Here is a 14,357-nt window from a genome sequence, read left to right as displayed (position 1 = left end):
GATTAATCAGCGTCGAGTTCTGTTGTTAGTGAGCCTGGCCGTGCCACGGCACCAGCTTGCGTTGCAGGGCGCGCAGGCCCATTTCCATGGCAAAGGCGATGATGGCTATCACCAGAATCCCCAGTACCACCACATCGGTCACCAGGAACTGCGCGGCGGACTGCACCATAAAACCCAGGCCACTGGTGGCGGCGATCAGTTCGGCGGCCACCAGCGTCGACCAGCCCACGCCCAGACCGATACGCACACCGGTCAAGATATCCGGCAAGGCGCTCGGCAAAATCACATGGCGAATCAACTGCCAGCGCGTCGCACCCAACGACTGCGCAGCACGGACCTTGGCCGGGTCAACGGTACGCACGCCGGTGGCGGTGGCAATCGCGATCGGGGCGAAAATCGCCAGGTAAATCAGCAGCACTTTCGACAGCTCGCCAATACCGCACCAGATCACGATCAGTGGCAAATAGGCCAATGGCGGGATTGGGCGATAGAACTCGATCAGCGGATCGAAAATCCCCCGCGCAATGCGGTTGTGGCCAATGGCGATGCCCACCGGCACTGCTGTCAGAATCGCAAAGCCCAGACCCAGGCCGATACGGCTCAAGCTCGCGCCCAGGTGCTGCCACAGGGTGGAATCCATATAGCCCGTGGTCGCCAGCAGCCAGCCTTTTTGCAACACGGCAGAGGGCGGCGGCAGAAACAGGGGTTCAATCAGCCCGGCAGCGGTAACGGCCCACCATACGGCGATCAGGGTGACGAGGGTCAGCACGCTGATCCAGCGTGTGCTCAGGCTGCGCTTGACCGGGCGTGGGGTGTGGGGCGCGGCAACCGGGTTGGCGGCGACTGCTTCATAACTGCTCATGCGCGCTCCTGCCGCTGGGCGGCACCGCGTTGTGAAAACACGCGATCAAGCACGTGCTCACGGGTTTCAATAAAGCGAGGGTCGGACTTGATCGAACGTGCCGATTCGCCAGCGTTGTAGCGCTGGCCAAAATCCAGGCTCAGACGCTCAACAATGCGGCCGGGGTTGGGCGCCAGCAAAATCAGGTCAGTGGCCAGAAACACCGCTTCTTCAATGTCGTGGGTAATCAGAAATACCGGCTTGTCGGTACGTCGGCACACTTGCAGCAACAGTTCCTGCATCTGCTCACGGGTGAACGCATCGAGGGCACCGAAGGGCTCATCCATCAGCAATACGCGAGGGTCGGCAGCCAGCGCGCGGGCCAGGCCCACCCGCTGTTTTTGACCGCCAGACAACTCCCATACGCGGCGCTTTTCAAAGCCGGACAAATCCACCAGCGAAAGCATTTCACGGGCACGGGCTTCGCGCTTGTCCCGTGGCACACCGGCCAGTTCAAGGCCGAAAGCCACGTTGGCCAGTACGTCTTGCCAGGGCAGCAACACATCATCCTGAAACACCACACCGCGCTCGGCACTCGGGCCGTGGACGGGTACGTTGTCGAGGGTAATTCGACCAGCGCTGGGCTCGACGAAGCCAGCGATCAGGTTCAACAAGGAGGTCTTGCCGCTGCCCGACGGGCCAAGTGCGACCAGCAGTTGCTGTGGCCCGAGGCTGACGGAAATATCCGACAGCACCGGCTCAGCGGCGCCCGGGTACTGTGCGCTGATGCGCTCCAGTGTTAACAAGGCCATGACGGTCGACTCCTCAGCGGCGTTGATTATTGAGTAACAAAAGTGGCGTTGACCGACGGCGCGTAGTCCGGCAGTACAGCGTCGACTTTTTTCTGCTCTTTCAGGAAGGCAGCAGTGTCGGCCAGGGCTTTGGTAGTCGGTGCGCCCAGCAATACCACCTGATCAGCCGCCAACGGGTAGACGTTGCCTTGCAGCAGCAGCGGGATATCGGCCGCCTTGGCGCCCGAGAGCTTCACAACCTTGTCGATATTGCCCTGATTGGCCAGCCAGGCTTTAGGGTCCTTGTGGTAGTCGGCGTAGGCATCCAGAGTCACTTTGGCGAACTGCTTAACGACTTCCGGGTGCTTGGCGGCGTAGTCCTTGCGCACGATCCAGGCATCAAAAGTCGGCGCACCGAGCTTGCCCAGCTCACCGGAAGTGATCAGCACTTTGCCGTTCTCTTTGGCAGTGCCCAAAGCCGGGTCCCATACATAGGTGGCGTCAATATCGCCACGCTTCCAGGCCGCGACAATGGCAGGCGGTGCGAGATTCAGAATCTGTACTTTCGAAGGGTCGATGTTCCAGTGCTTCAATGCAGCCAGCAGGCTGTAGTGACCGGTGGACACAAACGGCACGGCTACTTTTTTGCCGACCAGGTCCTGCGGGCCGTTGATACCGGAGCCGTTGCGGGCGACCAGGGCTTCAGAACCGCCCAACTGAGTGGCGATCAAAAAGGTTTCGACCGGTACGTTACGGGTCACGGCGGCGGTGAGCGGGCTCGAACCCAGGTAGGCAATCTGCACATCACCCGAGGCAATGGCCGCAATGATGTCTGCGCCGTTATCGAATTTGCGCCAGTTGATCTTGGCGTCGGTGGCTTTTTCGTAAGCACCGTCGGCCTGGGCGACTTTGGCCGGGTCAACGGTGGTTTGGTAAGCCACGGTGACATCCGAGCTGGCAGCCTGCGCGAAGAAGCTGGCACCCGCCAGAGACAAAGCAGCCAAAAGGCGTAGGGGAGAGTGCAGTTTCATCAGGTAGCTCCTCGGCAGGTGGCCGGATATCGGCTGGATGCGAGGTTAAATGATCTAAGAATCAGTAAATAAATAACTTTTAAGCATTAGCTTATGTAGTTACGCAACATACAGGCGCGCACCCGCGCCCTAACTGCCAGGGCGTTTTAGCCAGCGGGTGATTAGGTCGAGTGTTTAATAACCAAAGGCTATTAAAAGATTCATGAAATTATGTTTAGAAATTAGACAAAAGACCGATAGCATTCCCACGCGCGCGTGTAGGAGAAACCCTGCTATATGCCTATTTGATCTGAAAAGATCAGAAACAATTCTTTTTAGGTTTATTAAATAGTCATTAACCTGCGCACAAACGACGAATGATTAGACAAAGGTCGTAGCCATGATGGGTTGCGATTGACTTGCCGGTCACCGTCTGGCGCTAATCGCGCATCTGCAGCACCCAGGCATCAGATCCGGGGCTGAGGAACTACAAAAATTAGAAACGCAAAGGAGCAACACAATGCACAAGTCCACCTTGGCCATCGCTGTGGCCGTAGGATTGTTGGCACAACAAGCCAGCGCTGCCGGCTTTATCGAAGACAGCAAGGCCACGCTGAAGCTGCGTAACTTCTATATCAATAACGATAACCGTGACTCGGGCACCAAAGCTGCCGGTGCGCAAAGCAAGACTGAAGAATGGGGCCAGGGCTTCCAGCTGGACTTCACTTCGGGCTTCACCCAGGGCACAGTCGGTTTCGGTATTGATGCCATTGGCCTGTTGGGCGTCAAGCTCGACTCCAGTGCTGGCAAACACGGCAACCCTAACGGCGCAAACTATGGCGGTTCGGTGTTCCCAAGCGATGGCAACCACGCTGTAGACGATTTCTCCAGCCTGGGCCTGACCGCAAAAGCCAAGGTGTCCCAGACCGAACTGCGCATCGGTACCCTGCAGCCTAAACTGCCGGTTATCGTTAGCAACGACGGTCGCATGCTGCCGCAAACCTTCCAGGGTGGCCAGATCACTTCCAGCGAGTTCAAGGACCTGACCTTCACCGGCGGCCAGATCGAGCACGCCAAGGGCCGTAACTCGAGCAACAACGAAGGCCTGTCGATTGCCGGCGCGAACAATTCCATTACGGGCAAGTTCGTTAACAAGTTCTACTACGGCGGTGTGGACTACAAGGTCAACAAAGACCTGTTGCTGCAGTACTACTACGGCAACCTGGAAGATTTCTACAAACAAAACTTCCTGGGCCTGGTTCACAACTGGTCCATCGGTCCGGGCGTTTTGAAATCTGACCTGCGCTACTTCAACAGCACCGACGACGGCAAGAACGGCCACGACTCTGCGTATTACACCACCGGTGATTACGCCAACAGCTCTGCAGGTAGCGGCAAGGGCAAGGTCGACAACAACCTGATCAGCGGCCTGTTCCTGTACACCGTTGAAGGTCACACCTTTGGTGGCGGTTATCAGGTGAGTAACGGCAGCAGCGACTTCCCGTTCCTGAACCAGGGCGACGGTGCATCGGCGTACATCCCTACCGATATGCAGATCTCGAAGTTCGCCCGTGCTGGCGAGCGTACCTGGCAGGCGCGTTACTCGTATGACTTCGCCAAAGTCGGCGTACCTGGCCTGACGGCGGGCGCGGTTTACCTGCGTGGCGACAATATCGACACCTACAACAGCAAAAATGTGCAAACCAGCAATGGCTCTTCCGAGTGGGAACGCGATATCACCGTGGCTTACGTGATCCAGGAAGGCACGCTGAAAAATCTGGGCTTCATGTGGAAAAACGCCATGTGGCGCAACGATATTGCTGGCCAGCGCGACCAGGACGAAAACCGTCTGATCGTGAGCTACTCGATCCCGTTGCTGTAAGCGTGATTTAGTACAAAGTAAGAAAAATCCTGCCCGGCGCAATGCCGGGCAGGGTGTTTACCGAAGACCTCAACGGTCAATTCGCAACACATTAATAGTCGCAGCTCCCTGCCGCTCCCCTTGCCTAAACCAGAACCCACAGTGGCCCCACGCCTGGGCTGCGTCCAATGAAACAGTTTTTAATATCTCTTTTGGTTCTAACCAAATCGATATTTATTCTTTTTAATTAGCTCCAGAGGCAGGCAGAGTGGCTCCAACACGCCCCGCCATTGCCAATAAAAAGGAGCTGCACCATGAGCCTCAGACTCGGCGACATCGCCCCCGATTTCGAACAGGATTCCAGCGCCGGCAAGATCCGTTTCCATGAATGGCTGGGCGACAGCTGGGGCGTGTTGTTTTCGCACCCGGCGGACTTCACCCCGGTGTGCACCACCGAACTGGGCTTCACCGCCAAGCTCAAGGACGAGTTTGCCAAGCGCGGCGTCAAAGCCATCGCACTGTCGGTAGATCCGGTGGACTCACACCACAAGTGGATCGAAGACATCAACGAAACCCAGAATACCGTGGTCAACTTCCCGATCCTGGCCGATGCCGATCGCAAGGTGTCTGACCTCTACGACCTGATTCACCCCAATGCCAGCGACACCCTGACCGTGCGCTCGTTGTTCGTGATTGATCCGAACAAAAAAATCCGCCTGACCATTACCTACCCGGCTAGCACCGGTCGCAACTTCAACGAAATTTTGCGGGTGATCGACTCGTTGCAACTGACCGACAGCCACAAAGTGGCCACCCCGGCCAACTGGCAGGACGGTGACGAGGTCGTGATCGTGCCGTCGCTCAAGGACGAAGACGAAATCAAGCGTCGCTTCCCCAAGGGCTACCGCGCCGTGAAGCCCTACCTGCGCCTGACGCCGCAGCCGAACAAGTAAAACCAACCTCATACCCTGTGGGAGCGGGCTTGCTCGCGATGATGGCGCCGCGTTTTTTTCTGATACACCGCGCCGATCCCATCGCGAGCAAGCCTGCTCCCACAAACATGCAACCGTGTCTTCAACAGGGTTTTTGGCCGTTTCGACGGCCTTTTTTTTGCTTTCGATTTAACAAAAAGGCATATGCATTTTAAGAATAAACAAATGAATAAATATGATTTATAGATATATAAATCACCTGTTATGGTCTGTTCACTCAAGCGAAAACGCTGACAGCGAATTGCACATATTCATTCAAGGAAACGTCTAGATGCTGGTCGTGACACTCGGAGGAAGCCCAAGCCAACGTTCCCGCTCAGGAGTGTTGCTGGACCACGCCAAACGCTGGCTCAACCAGCAAGGCGTTGAAGTGGTGAGCTATCAGGTACGCGACTTTCCGGCCGAGGACTTGCTGCACGCACGCTTCGACAGCCCGAAAATCATCGACCTGCTGCAACAGATCGAAAACGCCGATGGCCTGGTGATTGCCACCCCGGTGTACAAAGCCTCGTTCAGCGGCGCCCTGAAAACCGTGCTCGACCTGCTGCCCGAACGCGCCCTGAGCCACAAAGTGGTACTGCCTATCGCCACCGGTGGCAGCATCGCCCACATGCTGGCCGTGGACTACGCCCTCAAGCCAGTACTGTCGGCACTCAAGGCCCAGGAAATGCTTCAGGGCATTTTTGCCGAAGACAGCCAGATTGCTTACGGCGAAGGCGGCGCACAAGCGCAACTGGTGCCGATTCTGGAACAGCGCCTGCAAGAGTCACTCGAACAGTTCTACAGCGCCCTGGCGCGACGCCCCAAGCCTCTGGACCCGAGCATCCTCAACGAGCGTCTGGTGACGGCTCGCTGGAGTATCTGAAACAGCATTTTTCCCACCGATAAAAGCTCCACCACCTTACTGATCCGCTAACGGCCCAGCAGGTGCTACCCGAATCCCGAACAACAAAAAAGGAGAGCGCCATGCGCCCTGTCATTTTGCGTCGTGGTCTGGTCGCACTCTTAGCTGCGGCTGTGTCCTTCGGTGCTGTTACCCAGGCTCAAGCCGATACCCTGCGCATCGGTTATCAGAAATACGGCACGCTGATGCTGCTCAAGGCCAAAGGCACGCTGGACAAGCGCCTGGCCGAGCAGGGCGTTGACGTGCAATGGACCGAATTCCCCGGTGGCCCGCAATTGCTTGAAGGCCTGAACGTGGGCTCCATCGACTTCGGCGTGACCGGCGAAACCCCGCCCGTGTTCGCCCAGGCCGCTGGCGCCGACTTGCTCTACGTCGCCTACGAGCCACCAGCCCCCACCAGCGAAGCGATTCTGGTGCCCAAGGATTCGACCATCACCTCGGTCAAAGACCTCAAAGGCAAAAAAGTCGTCCTCAACAAAGGCTCCAACGTGCACTACCTGCTGGTGCGCGCCCTTGAAGACGCCGGCCTTAAATACACCGATATCCAGACCGTGTTCCTGCCACCCGCCGATGCCCGTGCTGCCTTTGAACGCGGCAGTGTCGATGCCTGGGTAATCTGGGACCCGTACCAGGCAGCCGCCGAACAACAGCTGCAAGCGCGCACCCTGCGTGACGCCAGTGGCATCGCTGACAACCATCAGTTCTATCTGGCTACCAAGCCTTATGCCGAACAGCACCCCAAGGTGATCGAAACCCTGGTCGATGAAGTACGCACTATTGGCGAATGGGCCAAGGCCCACCCCGAGGACGTGACAAAACAAGTCGCACCACTGCTGGGCCTGTCTCCTGAGATCACCCTCACGGCGGTCAAACGCCAAGGCTACGGCGCACAGTTTCTGACCCCGGAAGTGGTCAACGCGCAGCAAAAAATCGCCGACAGTTTTTACCAGCTCAAGCTGATCCCCAAGCCGCTGGTTGTGAAAGACGTGATCTGGACGCCCCCGGCCAATCTGGCCAAAGCCAACTAACGCTTGCTGCCCCTAATTAGGAGACCACTCCATGAGCCTCAATATTTTCTGGTTCCTGCCTACCCACGGTGATGGCCATTACCTTGGCACCTCCGAAGGCGCCCGCGCCGTTGACTACGGTTACCTGCAACAAGTCGCGCAGGCTGCTGACCGCCTGGGCTTTGGCGGGGTACTGATTCCTACAGGTCGTTCGTGCGAAGACTCATGGCTGGTGGCGGCATCGCTGATTCCGGTAACCCAGCGCCTGAAATTTCTCGTAGCCCTGCGCCCGGGCATTGTGTCGCCCACCGTTGCAGCGCGTCAGGCCGCGACCCTGGACCGTTTGTCCGGTGGCCGCGCCCTGTTCAACCTGGTCACCGGCGGCGACCCGGAAGAGCTGGCCGGTGATGGTTTGTTCCTCAGCCACGAAGAGCGTTATCAGGCCTCGGTAGAGTTCACCCGCATCTGGCGCCGTGTGCTTGAAGGCGAAACCGTGGACTACGATGGTGAACACATCACCGTCAAAGGCGCCAAGCTGCTTTACCCGCCGATTCAGCAACCGCGTCCACCGCTGTATTTCGGCGGGTCTTCGGAAGCCGCACAGGATCTGGCCGCCGAACAAGTGGAAATGGTTCTGACCTGGGGCGAGCCACCGGCTGCCGTTGCAGAAAAAATCGAACAGGTGCGCGCCAAGGCCGCCAAATTGGGCCGCACCGTACGTTTCGGCATTCGTTTGCACGTAATTGTGCGTGAAACCAACGAGGAGGCTTGGAAGGCCGCCGACAAACTGATCTCGCATCTGGACGACGACACCATCGCCCGTGCCCAGGCCTCGCTGTCGCGCTTTGACTCGGTGGGCCAGCAGCGTATGGCCGCCCTGCACGGCGGCAGCCGCGACAACCTCGAAGTCAGCCCTAACCTGTGGGCAGGCGTGGGCCTGGTACGGGGCGGCGCTGGTACGGCGCTGGTCGGGGATGGCCCGACCGTGGCCGCACGGGTTCAGGAATACGCCGACCTGGGCATCGACACCTTTATTTTCTCCGGTTACCCGCACCTGGAAGAGTCCTACCGTGTGGCCGAGTTGTTGTTCCCGCACCTGGATATCGAACGCCCGGAACTGCCAAAAAGTGCAGGCTACGTGAGCCCGTTTGGCGAAATGGTCGCCAATGACATCCTTCCTAAAGCCGCGTCGCAGAGCTGAGGTCGCCATGAGTTCAGGCAAGGCCTCGGGCCTCAAAAACATCGGTCACACCCTGGCGCCCTGGGCCTTGCCGGTCTTGCTGCTGGCAGTGTGGCAGCTGTCCGTGTCAGCGGGCTGGCTGTCGACACGCATCCTGCCCGCCCCCAGTGCCGTGATCACGGCCGGCGTCGAGCTGGTGCGCAGTGGCGAAATCTGGAAACACCTGGCCATCAGCGGCTGGCGCGCCGGGCTCGGCTTTGTGATCGGTGGCAGCATCGGTCTGGCGCTGGGCTTTATCACCGGCCTGTCGAAATGGGGTGAACGCCTGCTCGACAGCTCGGTGCAAATGATCCGCAACGTGCCGCATCTGGCGCTGATTCCGCTGGTCATCCTGTGGTTCGGCATCGACGAGTCAGCGAAGATTTTTCTGGTGGCGCTGGGGACTTTATTCCCGATCTACCTCAACACTTACCACGGCATCCGCAACGTTGACCCGGCGCTGGTGGAAATGGCGCGCAACTATGGCCTGTCCGGTTTCAGCCTGTTCTGGCAGGTGATCTTGCCGGGCGCGCTGCCGTCGATCCTGGTGGGTGTGCGCTTTGCCCTGGGCTTTATGTGGCTGACGTTGATCGTGGCCGAAACCATCTCCGCCAGCTCCGGTATTGGCTACCTGGCGATGAACGCCCGGGAGTTCCTGCAAACCGACGTGGTGGTGCTGGCGATTGTTTTGTACGCAGTGCTCGGCAAACTGGCCGACACCGCAGCCCGGGGGCTGGAGCGCATCTGGTTGCGCTGGCACCCGGCGTATCAAGTGGTTAAAGGCGGTGCAGCATGACAGCTCAACAACCTCCACGTTTGCGCCAGGGCATACCGCTGGCCATCAACGGCTTGCAGAAGGCCTTCGGTGAGCGCCTGGTGCTACGTGATATCAACCTGCATATCCCGGCAGGTCAGTTTGTCGCCATCGTAGGCCGCAGCGGGTGCGGTAAAAGCACCCTGATGCGTTTGCTGGCCGGCCTGGATCAGCCCACTGCAGGCCAGTTGCTGGCCGGTAGTGCGCCCCTGCAAGAGGCCCGTGAAGACACGCGCCTGATGTTTCAGGAAGCGCGTTTACTGCCCTGGAAAAAAGTCATCGACAACGTGGGCCTGGGCCTTAAAGGCGACTGGCGGCCAAAGGCGCTCAAGGCACTGGAAGAAGTCGGCCTGGCCGAGCGCGCCAATGAATGGCCGGCAGCACTCTCGGGCGGTCAGAAGCAGCGCGTGGCCCTGGCCCGCGCCCTGATCCACCAACCGCGCCTGCTGCTGCTTGACGAGCCGCTGGGCGCGCTGGATGCCCTGACCCGCATCGAAATGCAGCAACTGATTGAACGCCTGTGGCGCCAGCATGGTTTTACCGTATTGCTGGTGACCCATGACGTGAGCGAAGCCGTCGCGATTGCCGACCGTGTCATTTTGATTGAAGAAGGCCAGGTAGGGCTGGACCTCACGGTCGACCTGCAACGCCCGCGGCTACGCGGCTCGCATCGCCTGGCGGCACTGGAAACCGAAGTACTGAACCGTGTTCTTGCACTGCCTGGCTCGCCACCTGAGCCGGAACCCGTTGCACCGCTGCCTACGCAACTGCGCTGGGCGCAATAAACCCACTTTCTATCCCAAGACAGGAATCGACACCATGACCATTAAAGCCATCAACGTTCGCAACCAGTTCAAAGGCCACATCAAGGAAATCGTACTGGGCGACGTGCTGTCGGAAATCGACGTACAAACGGCGTCGGGCATCGTGACTTCGGTGATCACCACCCGCTCGGTGAAGGAGCTGGAGCTGGTGGTCGGTAGCGAAGTGATCGCGTTCGTAAAATCCACTGAAGTGTCCATCGCCAAGTTGTAAATCATGGGTGATTCACAGCCCCGAACGGCGTAAGCCCTTCGGGGTTTTTTGTGCCTGAAAATCGCCCTCAAATCTTGGGGGTCATGGCTGTGGCCGCTCATCAGCGATAAACAGCGCAACAAATTCTTGGCCGCCTGAATGCGCTGCTCGGCACAGGCCAGCAGGGCAGATACAGAGGCGCGGGGATCGATCAATAAAACGTGGGAACCGACGGGATTGTCGGTTTGGGGAACGTACTGGGACATGCTTTAACTCCTAAGAAAAGGAGCCACCTCAATCAGCTTGCACGCAGAAAGAGGGTAGCAATTGAGCGCGGGTGTGCAAGACCGGTCCCAGATAACCCGGCAGACCCGAAGATCTCCCGCGCACAACCGCCATAACGCCGATTGCAGGCGCTGAGCCTACCAAGCGATATGGAAAGTTGAAATCCAATAATTAGGCTTGCACGCCTGATCGCTGATGTTCAGCGATGGAGCGGACTATAGGCAGCCCGCCTGGGGCATCACAATGGGGTAACGCGGGTGAAAGCCCGATCCCACATAAGTGCGCGAAAGGTCTGTAGAAATCGCAGCGCCTGCATCGCGAGCAAGCCCGCTCCCACAGGTTTGACGAGCATCCACACATTGTGAGAACACCCAAAACCTGTGGGAGCGGGCTTGCTCGCGATGGCATCAGCCCGGTGACTCAGGCCATCACAGCAGCCTGAATCACCACCAAACCAATCAGCGCACCAAATGCAAAAACTGCAGATGGCGTTCGTACTGGTCGAGGATATCGTTGATGATCTGCTCTTTGGTGTAGCCCGTCAGGTCGTAGTCCTGGCTGCCTTCGGCCAGATGCACTTCAGCACGGTAGTAACGGCGATTACGCAGTTGCTCCTTTTTGCCAAAGCCACCCCGGGCGAAGGACGGCGTGAAGTAGCCACGCATCTGCACCTGATAGATAAACGGATGTTCATCCCCATGACCGATTTCCAGGCTCACGTTGTCGTTGGCCGGGTCTGGCTGGGTGACAACGTTAAGGCCTTTCTCCCGGAACACCGCACTCACTTCTTCAATCGCCGGGCGCACGGTGGTGTCCATAAAGCGGTACACCTCGTCCCGCGACGGGAAGTGCACGGCCTGGCTCAAACGCTGGCGCCAGCCACCACGACGCGAGTGAGAAACCGGCGCCAGGGAGTGGGTCTGCGCAATCTTCTTCTGCGACTCAAGGTAGAACGCCTTGTGCAGGCCCCACATCATCAGCAGCAAAATCAGCGAGAACGGTAACGAGGTCAGCACTACCGCTGACTTGAGCGCATCGATACTGCCCGAGAACAGCAGCGCACTGGTGACCAGCGCAGTCATCGCGCCCCAGAACACCCGCAGCCATTTCGGGCCGTCTTCGTCCGCGTTATTGCCACGGGCCGAGAGGGTGGACAGCACCACAGTACCGGAGTCAGCCGAGGTCACGAAGAACACGAAGCTGATAAACACCGTCACCGCGATAACGGTCTTGCTCCACGGGTAGGTCTCAAGCAGCAGGTACAGCGTACGCGACGGGTCATCGATAGCCGACTGGCCAAGGGCTACCATGCCGTGGTTGAGCACCTGGTCGATGGCGCTGTTGCCGAAAATAGACATCCACGCCAGGGTAAAGCCCAGCGGAATAAGCAGCACGCCGAACACGAACTCGCGGATGGTCCGGCCACGGGAAATACGCGCAATAAACAGGCCTACAAAGGGCGACCATGCGATCCACCAGGCCCAATAGAACACGGTCCAGCCGCCCAGCCAGTCACTTGGCTTGTCGTAGGCATACACATCGAAACTCTTGGTGGGCAGTGCACCCAGGTAGTCACCGATGTTCTGCACCAGAGTGTTGAGCAAGTGCTGGGTGGGGCCGGCGAACAACACAAACAGCAGCAGGGCACAGGCCAGCAGCATGTTGATGTCGGACATCACCCGCACGCCCTTGTCGACACCGGCAATCGCCACCAGAATCGCGGCGCCCATCATCAACGTGATCAGGCCCACTTGCACCCATTGGGTATGGGGCATGCCGAACAGGTAGTCGAGGCCGGAGTTGAGGTGCAGCACCCCAAAGCCCATGTCGGCACCCAGGCCGAATACCGTAGCGATAATGCCGAAACCATCCACCGCATAACCGATGGGGCCGTTGATGCGCTTGCCGATCAGCGGGTAGAGCGCCGAGCGCAGCGCCAGCGGCAGGTTATGCCGGTAGGCGAAGTAGGCCAGTGCCATGCCGACGAACGCGAACACACCCCAGCCGTGCAGGCCCCAGTGCAGGAACAGCAGCTGCATGCCCTGGCGCGCAGCCTCGGCATTGCCGGCCGGGCCCTGCGGCGGGTTGAGCATATGGGTGAGGGGTTCGGACACACAGAAGAAAAATAGCGTGATGCTGATCCCGGCGGCGAACAACATGCCCGCCCAGGACAGGTAACTGAACTCGGGTTCGTCGTGGTCGGCACCGAGCTTGATCTTGCCGTAGCCGGACAAGGCGGTGACGACCACGAAGATCAGATACAGGGTCATCGCTAACATGTAGTACCAGCCGACCGTGTTGGCCGCCCAGTTTTGTGCGGCCAGCAGCCATTCGCCGGCAGCGGCAGGCATGGCGATGACCACCACACCGAAGATCAGGATAAACGCGGCGGCAAAGTAGAACACCGGCGGGTTCATGCGGATCGAGGACGTCTCGGACGTGATCGGTACACTCATTGGATGTGCACCTTATAGAGGTAAAACGGGATCAAAAAGAGCGGATTCGGCAAGGGTTAGCCTCCTGTTGTGAGCGGGCAGCGGACCACCGGTTTAACTTGAACAAGCATTCAAGTTAAACATGGATGGCCTTTCAGCACTAATCGCTGCCCGCAGCTGCACGCCTGATACGTTAGCTCATGGCAAGGTATGACACATGGCCATGATCATCGTTCAGCCGTTATAGCGTGGGGCTATCAGGGGAGGCGGGGGTGGTTGAAGGAGAAAGATTTTATGGCCGTGAAAAAAATTTCAAATCCAGGCAAATGCCGGATGACATCAAGCAAAACATCAGCAAAACCGCCGCCCCAACTCACGCATGCTCATTTCATATTTTCAGGGCTCAAGGATCAATCCTCAGTCGCCCCCCACCGCCACTGTAATGTCCGCCATTGTCGTACCCGGCGGCTGTAGTTGGTGGCCGTCCGCCACCTCCGCGGCGTCTTCGACGGCGGGCAGGTGGTTGTGTTGGCATCTGGACAGGAGGTAATGGCATTACAATCTTTGGAGGAGGAGAGGTGGGGGCAGGTGCGGGGTAATAGGGAACCACTGGCTTGCCAAAAATATACTCCTTAACTTGTGTTATCGAGCCGCCAAAAATCTTAACCAGTTTGGCTGATCCTAACTTAACGATGGCGCCAGAGTTTTCAATAGACTCAATGCGTCTGATCCAACGAGCAGCCATTTGTCGGCCCTCACTGGAAGCTGAAATAGACGCAATATGCATAAACATATAAGTCTCTGCCGCAAGCTCCAACTCGGCCTGAGTATTACCGGCCGAGTCCAGCACCCGCTGCCAATATTCTTCGCGTTTACCCTCCGGCAAAATAGTAAATACGGAGTTAAGCGTCCATGCATCTGCTGTGTAGCCAGCAGAGATAAATACATCACTATGAAACTTCCAAACTTCTTGATAATTAATGTCCCGAACTACTTCCAGCTGTTCGTCTTCAATTTGACTTTTCAACACCTTCAAATACTCACCGTCGAGCCGATACCATCGTTAATCCACTTTTGATCACACGTATAGGGTTCATCTTCACGTATGAACTTGCACTCTATAATGACCTGCTCCGCAGCCTTGGCATCAGTCCAATAGAGCGAGACTCTGCCTTGGCCTATAT

General features: G+C 58.0%; 13 protein-coding genes. 8 read left to right on the top strand and 5 right to left on the bottom strand.

The genetic code is table 11. The annotated features are described in order from the left end of the window. Positions 1-25 precede the first annotated feature (25 nt). Genes tauC through tauA form a run of 3 tightly spaced genes read right to left on the bottom strand, consistent with a single transcriptional unit; the run spans position 26 to position 2,663 of the window. Positions 26-862: a taurine ABC transporter permease TauC gene (gene tauC / locus QN377_RS14925; RefSeq protein WP_094999609.1), complete on the bottom strand. Its 837-nt coding sequence runs from the start codon at positions 860-862 to the stop codon at positions 26-28. After that, positions 859-1,653, bottom strand: a complete 795-nt coding sequence (gene tauB / locus QN377_RS14920) for a taurine ABC transporter ATP-binding subunit (protein WP_094999608.1) — start codon at positions 1,651-1,653, stop codon at positions 859-861. Before tauB ends, tauC begins: the two co-directional genes overlap by 4 nt. A gap of 26 nt (positions 1,654-1,679) precedes the next feature. Next, positions 1,680-2,663: a taurine ABC transporter substrate-binding protein gene (tauA, locus tag QN377_RS14915; RefSeq protein WP_094999607.1), complete on the bottom strand. Its 984-nt coding sequence runs from the start codon at positions 2,661-2,663 to the stop codon at positions 1,680-1,682. 499 nt (positions 2,664-3,162) lie between these two features. On the opposite strand from tauA, the gene QN377_RS14910 reads away from it, so the two are divergent. The 8 genes from QN377_RS14910 to QN377_RS14875 all read left to right on the top strand — a co-directional run bounded on the left by QN377_RS14910 (position 3,163) and on the right by QN377_RS14875 (position 10,474). After that, positions 3,163-4,524 carry an OprD family porin gene (locus tag QN377_RS14910; protein ID WP_095017914.1) on the top strand — a complete coding sequence of 454 codons (1,362 nt, stop codon included), beginning with the start codon at positions 3,163-3,165 and terminating at the stop codon, positions 4,522-4,524. 293 nt (positions 4,525-4,817) lie between these two features. Continuing rightward, on the top strand, positions 4,818-5,456 hold the full coding sequence (locus tag QN377_RS14905; protein ID WP_083369699.1) for a peroxiredoxin: 639 nt from the start codon (positions 4,818-4,820) through the stop codon (positions 5,454-5,456). A 310-nt stretch (positions 5,457-5,766) separates the two neighbouring features. Next, positions 5,767-6,360 carry an NADPH-dependent FMN reductase gene (ssuE, locus tag QN377_RS14900; RefSeq protein ID WP_094999605.1) on the top strand — a complete coding sequence of 198 codons (594 nt, stop codon included), beginning with the start codon at positions 5,767-5,769 and terminating at the stop codon, positions 6,358-6,360. A gap of 101 nt (positions 6,361-6,461) precedes the next feature. Beyond that, positions 6,462-7,427 carry a sulfonate ABC transporter substrate-binding protein gene (locus tag QN377_RS14895; RefSeq protein WP_095017915.1) on the top strand — a complete coding sequence of 322 codons (966 nt, stop codon included), beginning with the start codon at positions 6,462-6,464 and terminating at the stop codon, positions 7,425-7,427. Between the two features lie 31 nt (positions 7,428-7,458). Beyond that, positions 7,459-8,607, top strand: coding sequence for an FMNH2-dependent alkanesulfonate monooxygenase (gene ssuD / locus QN377_RS14890; protein WP_016782830.1), 1,149 nt, complete (start codon positions 7,459-7,461; stop codon positions 8,605-8,607). A 7-nt stretch (positions 8,608-8,614) separates the two neighbouring features. Then, on the top strand, positions 8,615-9,421 hold the full coding sequence (gene ssuC / locus QN377_RS14885) for an aliphatic sulfonate ABC transporter permease SsuC (RefSeq protein WP_016782831.1): 807 nt from the start codon (positions 8,615-8,617) through the stop codon (positions 9,419-9,421). Continuing rightward, positions 9,418-10,224, top strand: coding sequence for an aliphatic sulfonates ABC transporter ATP-binding protein (ssuB, locus tag QN377_RS14880; protein ID WP_095017916.1), 807 nt, complete (start codon positions 9,418-9,420; stop codon positions 10,222-10,224). The genes ssuC and ssuB overlap by 4 nt, the downstream gene beginning before the upstream one ends. 34 nt (positions 10,225-10,258) lie before the next feature. After that, positions 10,259-10,474 carry a TOBE domain-containing protein gene (locus QN377_RS14875; RefSeq protein WP_003444581.1) on the top strand — a complete coding sequence of 72 codons (216 nt, stop codon included), beginning with the start codon at positions 10,259-10,261 and terminating at the stop codon, positions 10,472-10,474. A 722-nt stretch (positions 10,475-11,196) separates the two neighbouring features. Here QN377_RS14875 and betT read toward each other — a convergent pair. Together betT and QN377_RS14865 are read right to left on the bottom strand one after the other, a co-directional pair. Further along, positions 11,197-13,194, bottom strand: coding sequence for a choline transporter BetT (gene betT / locus QN377_RS14870; RefSeq protein WP_094999601.1), 1,998 nt, complete (start codon positions 13,192-13,194; stop codon positions 11,197-11,199). Between the two features lie 382 nt (positions 13,195-13,576). After that, positions 13,577-14,209 carry a hypothetical protein gene (locus QN377_RS14865; RefSeq protein WP_141232504.1) on the bottom strand — a complete coding sequence of 211 codons (633 nt, stop codon included), beginning with the start codon at positions 14,207-14,209 and terminating at the stop codon, positions 13,577-13,579. Positions 14,210-14,357: the final 148 nt, after the last annotated feature.

The organism is Pseudomonas sp. CCC4.1, from assembly GCF_035019225.1.
Classification (GTDB): Bacteria; Pseudomonadota; Gammaproteobacteria; order Pseudomonadales; family Pseudomonadaceae; genus Aquipseudomonas; species Aquipseudomonas bubulae.
This window is presented reverse-complemented; position numbering and strand designations above follow the sequence as displayed.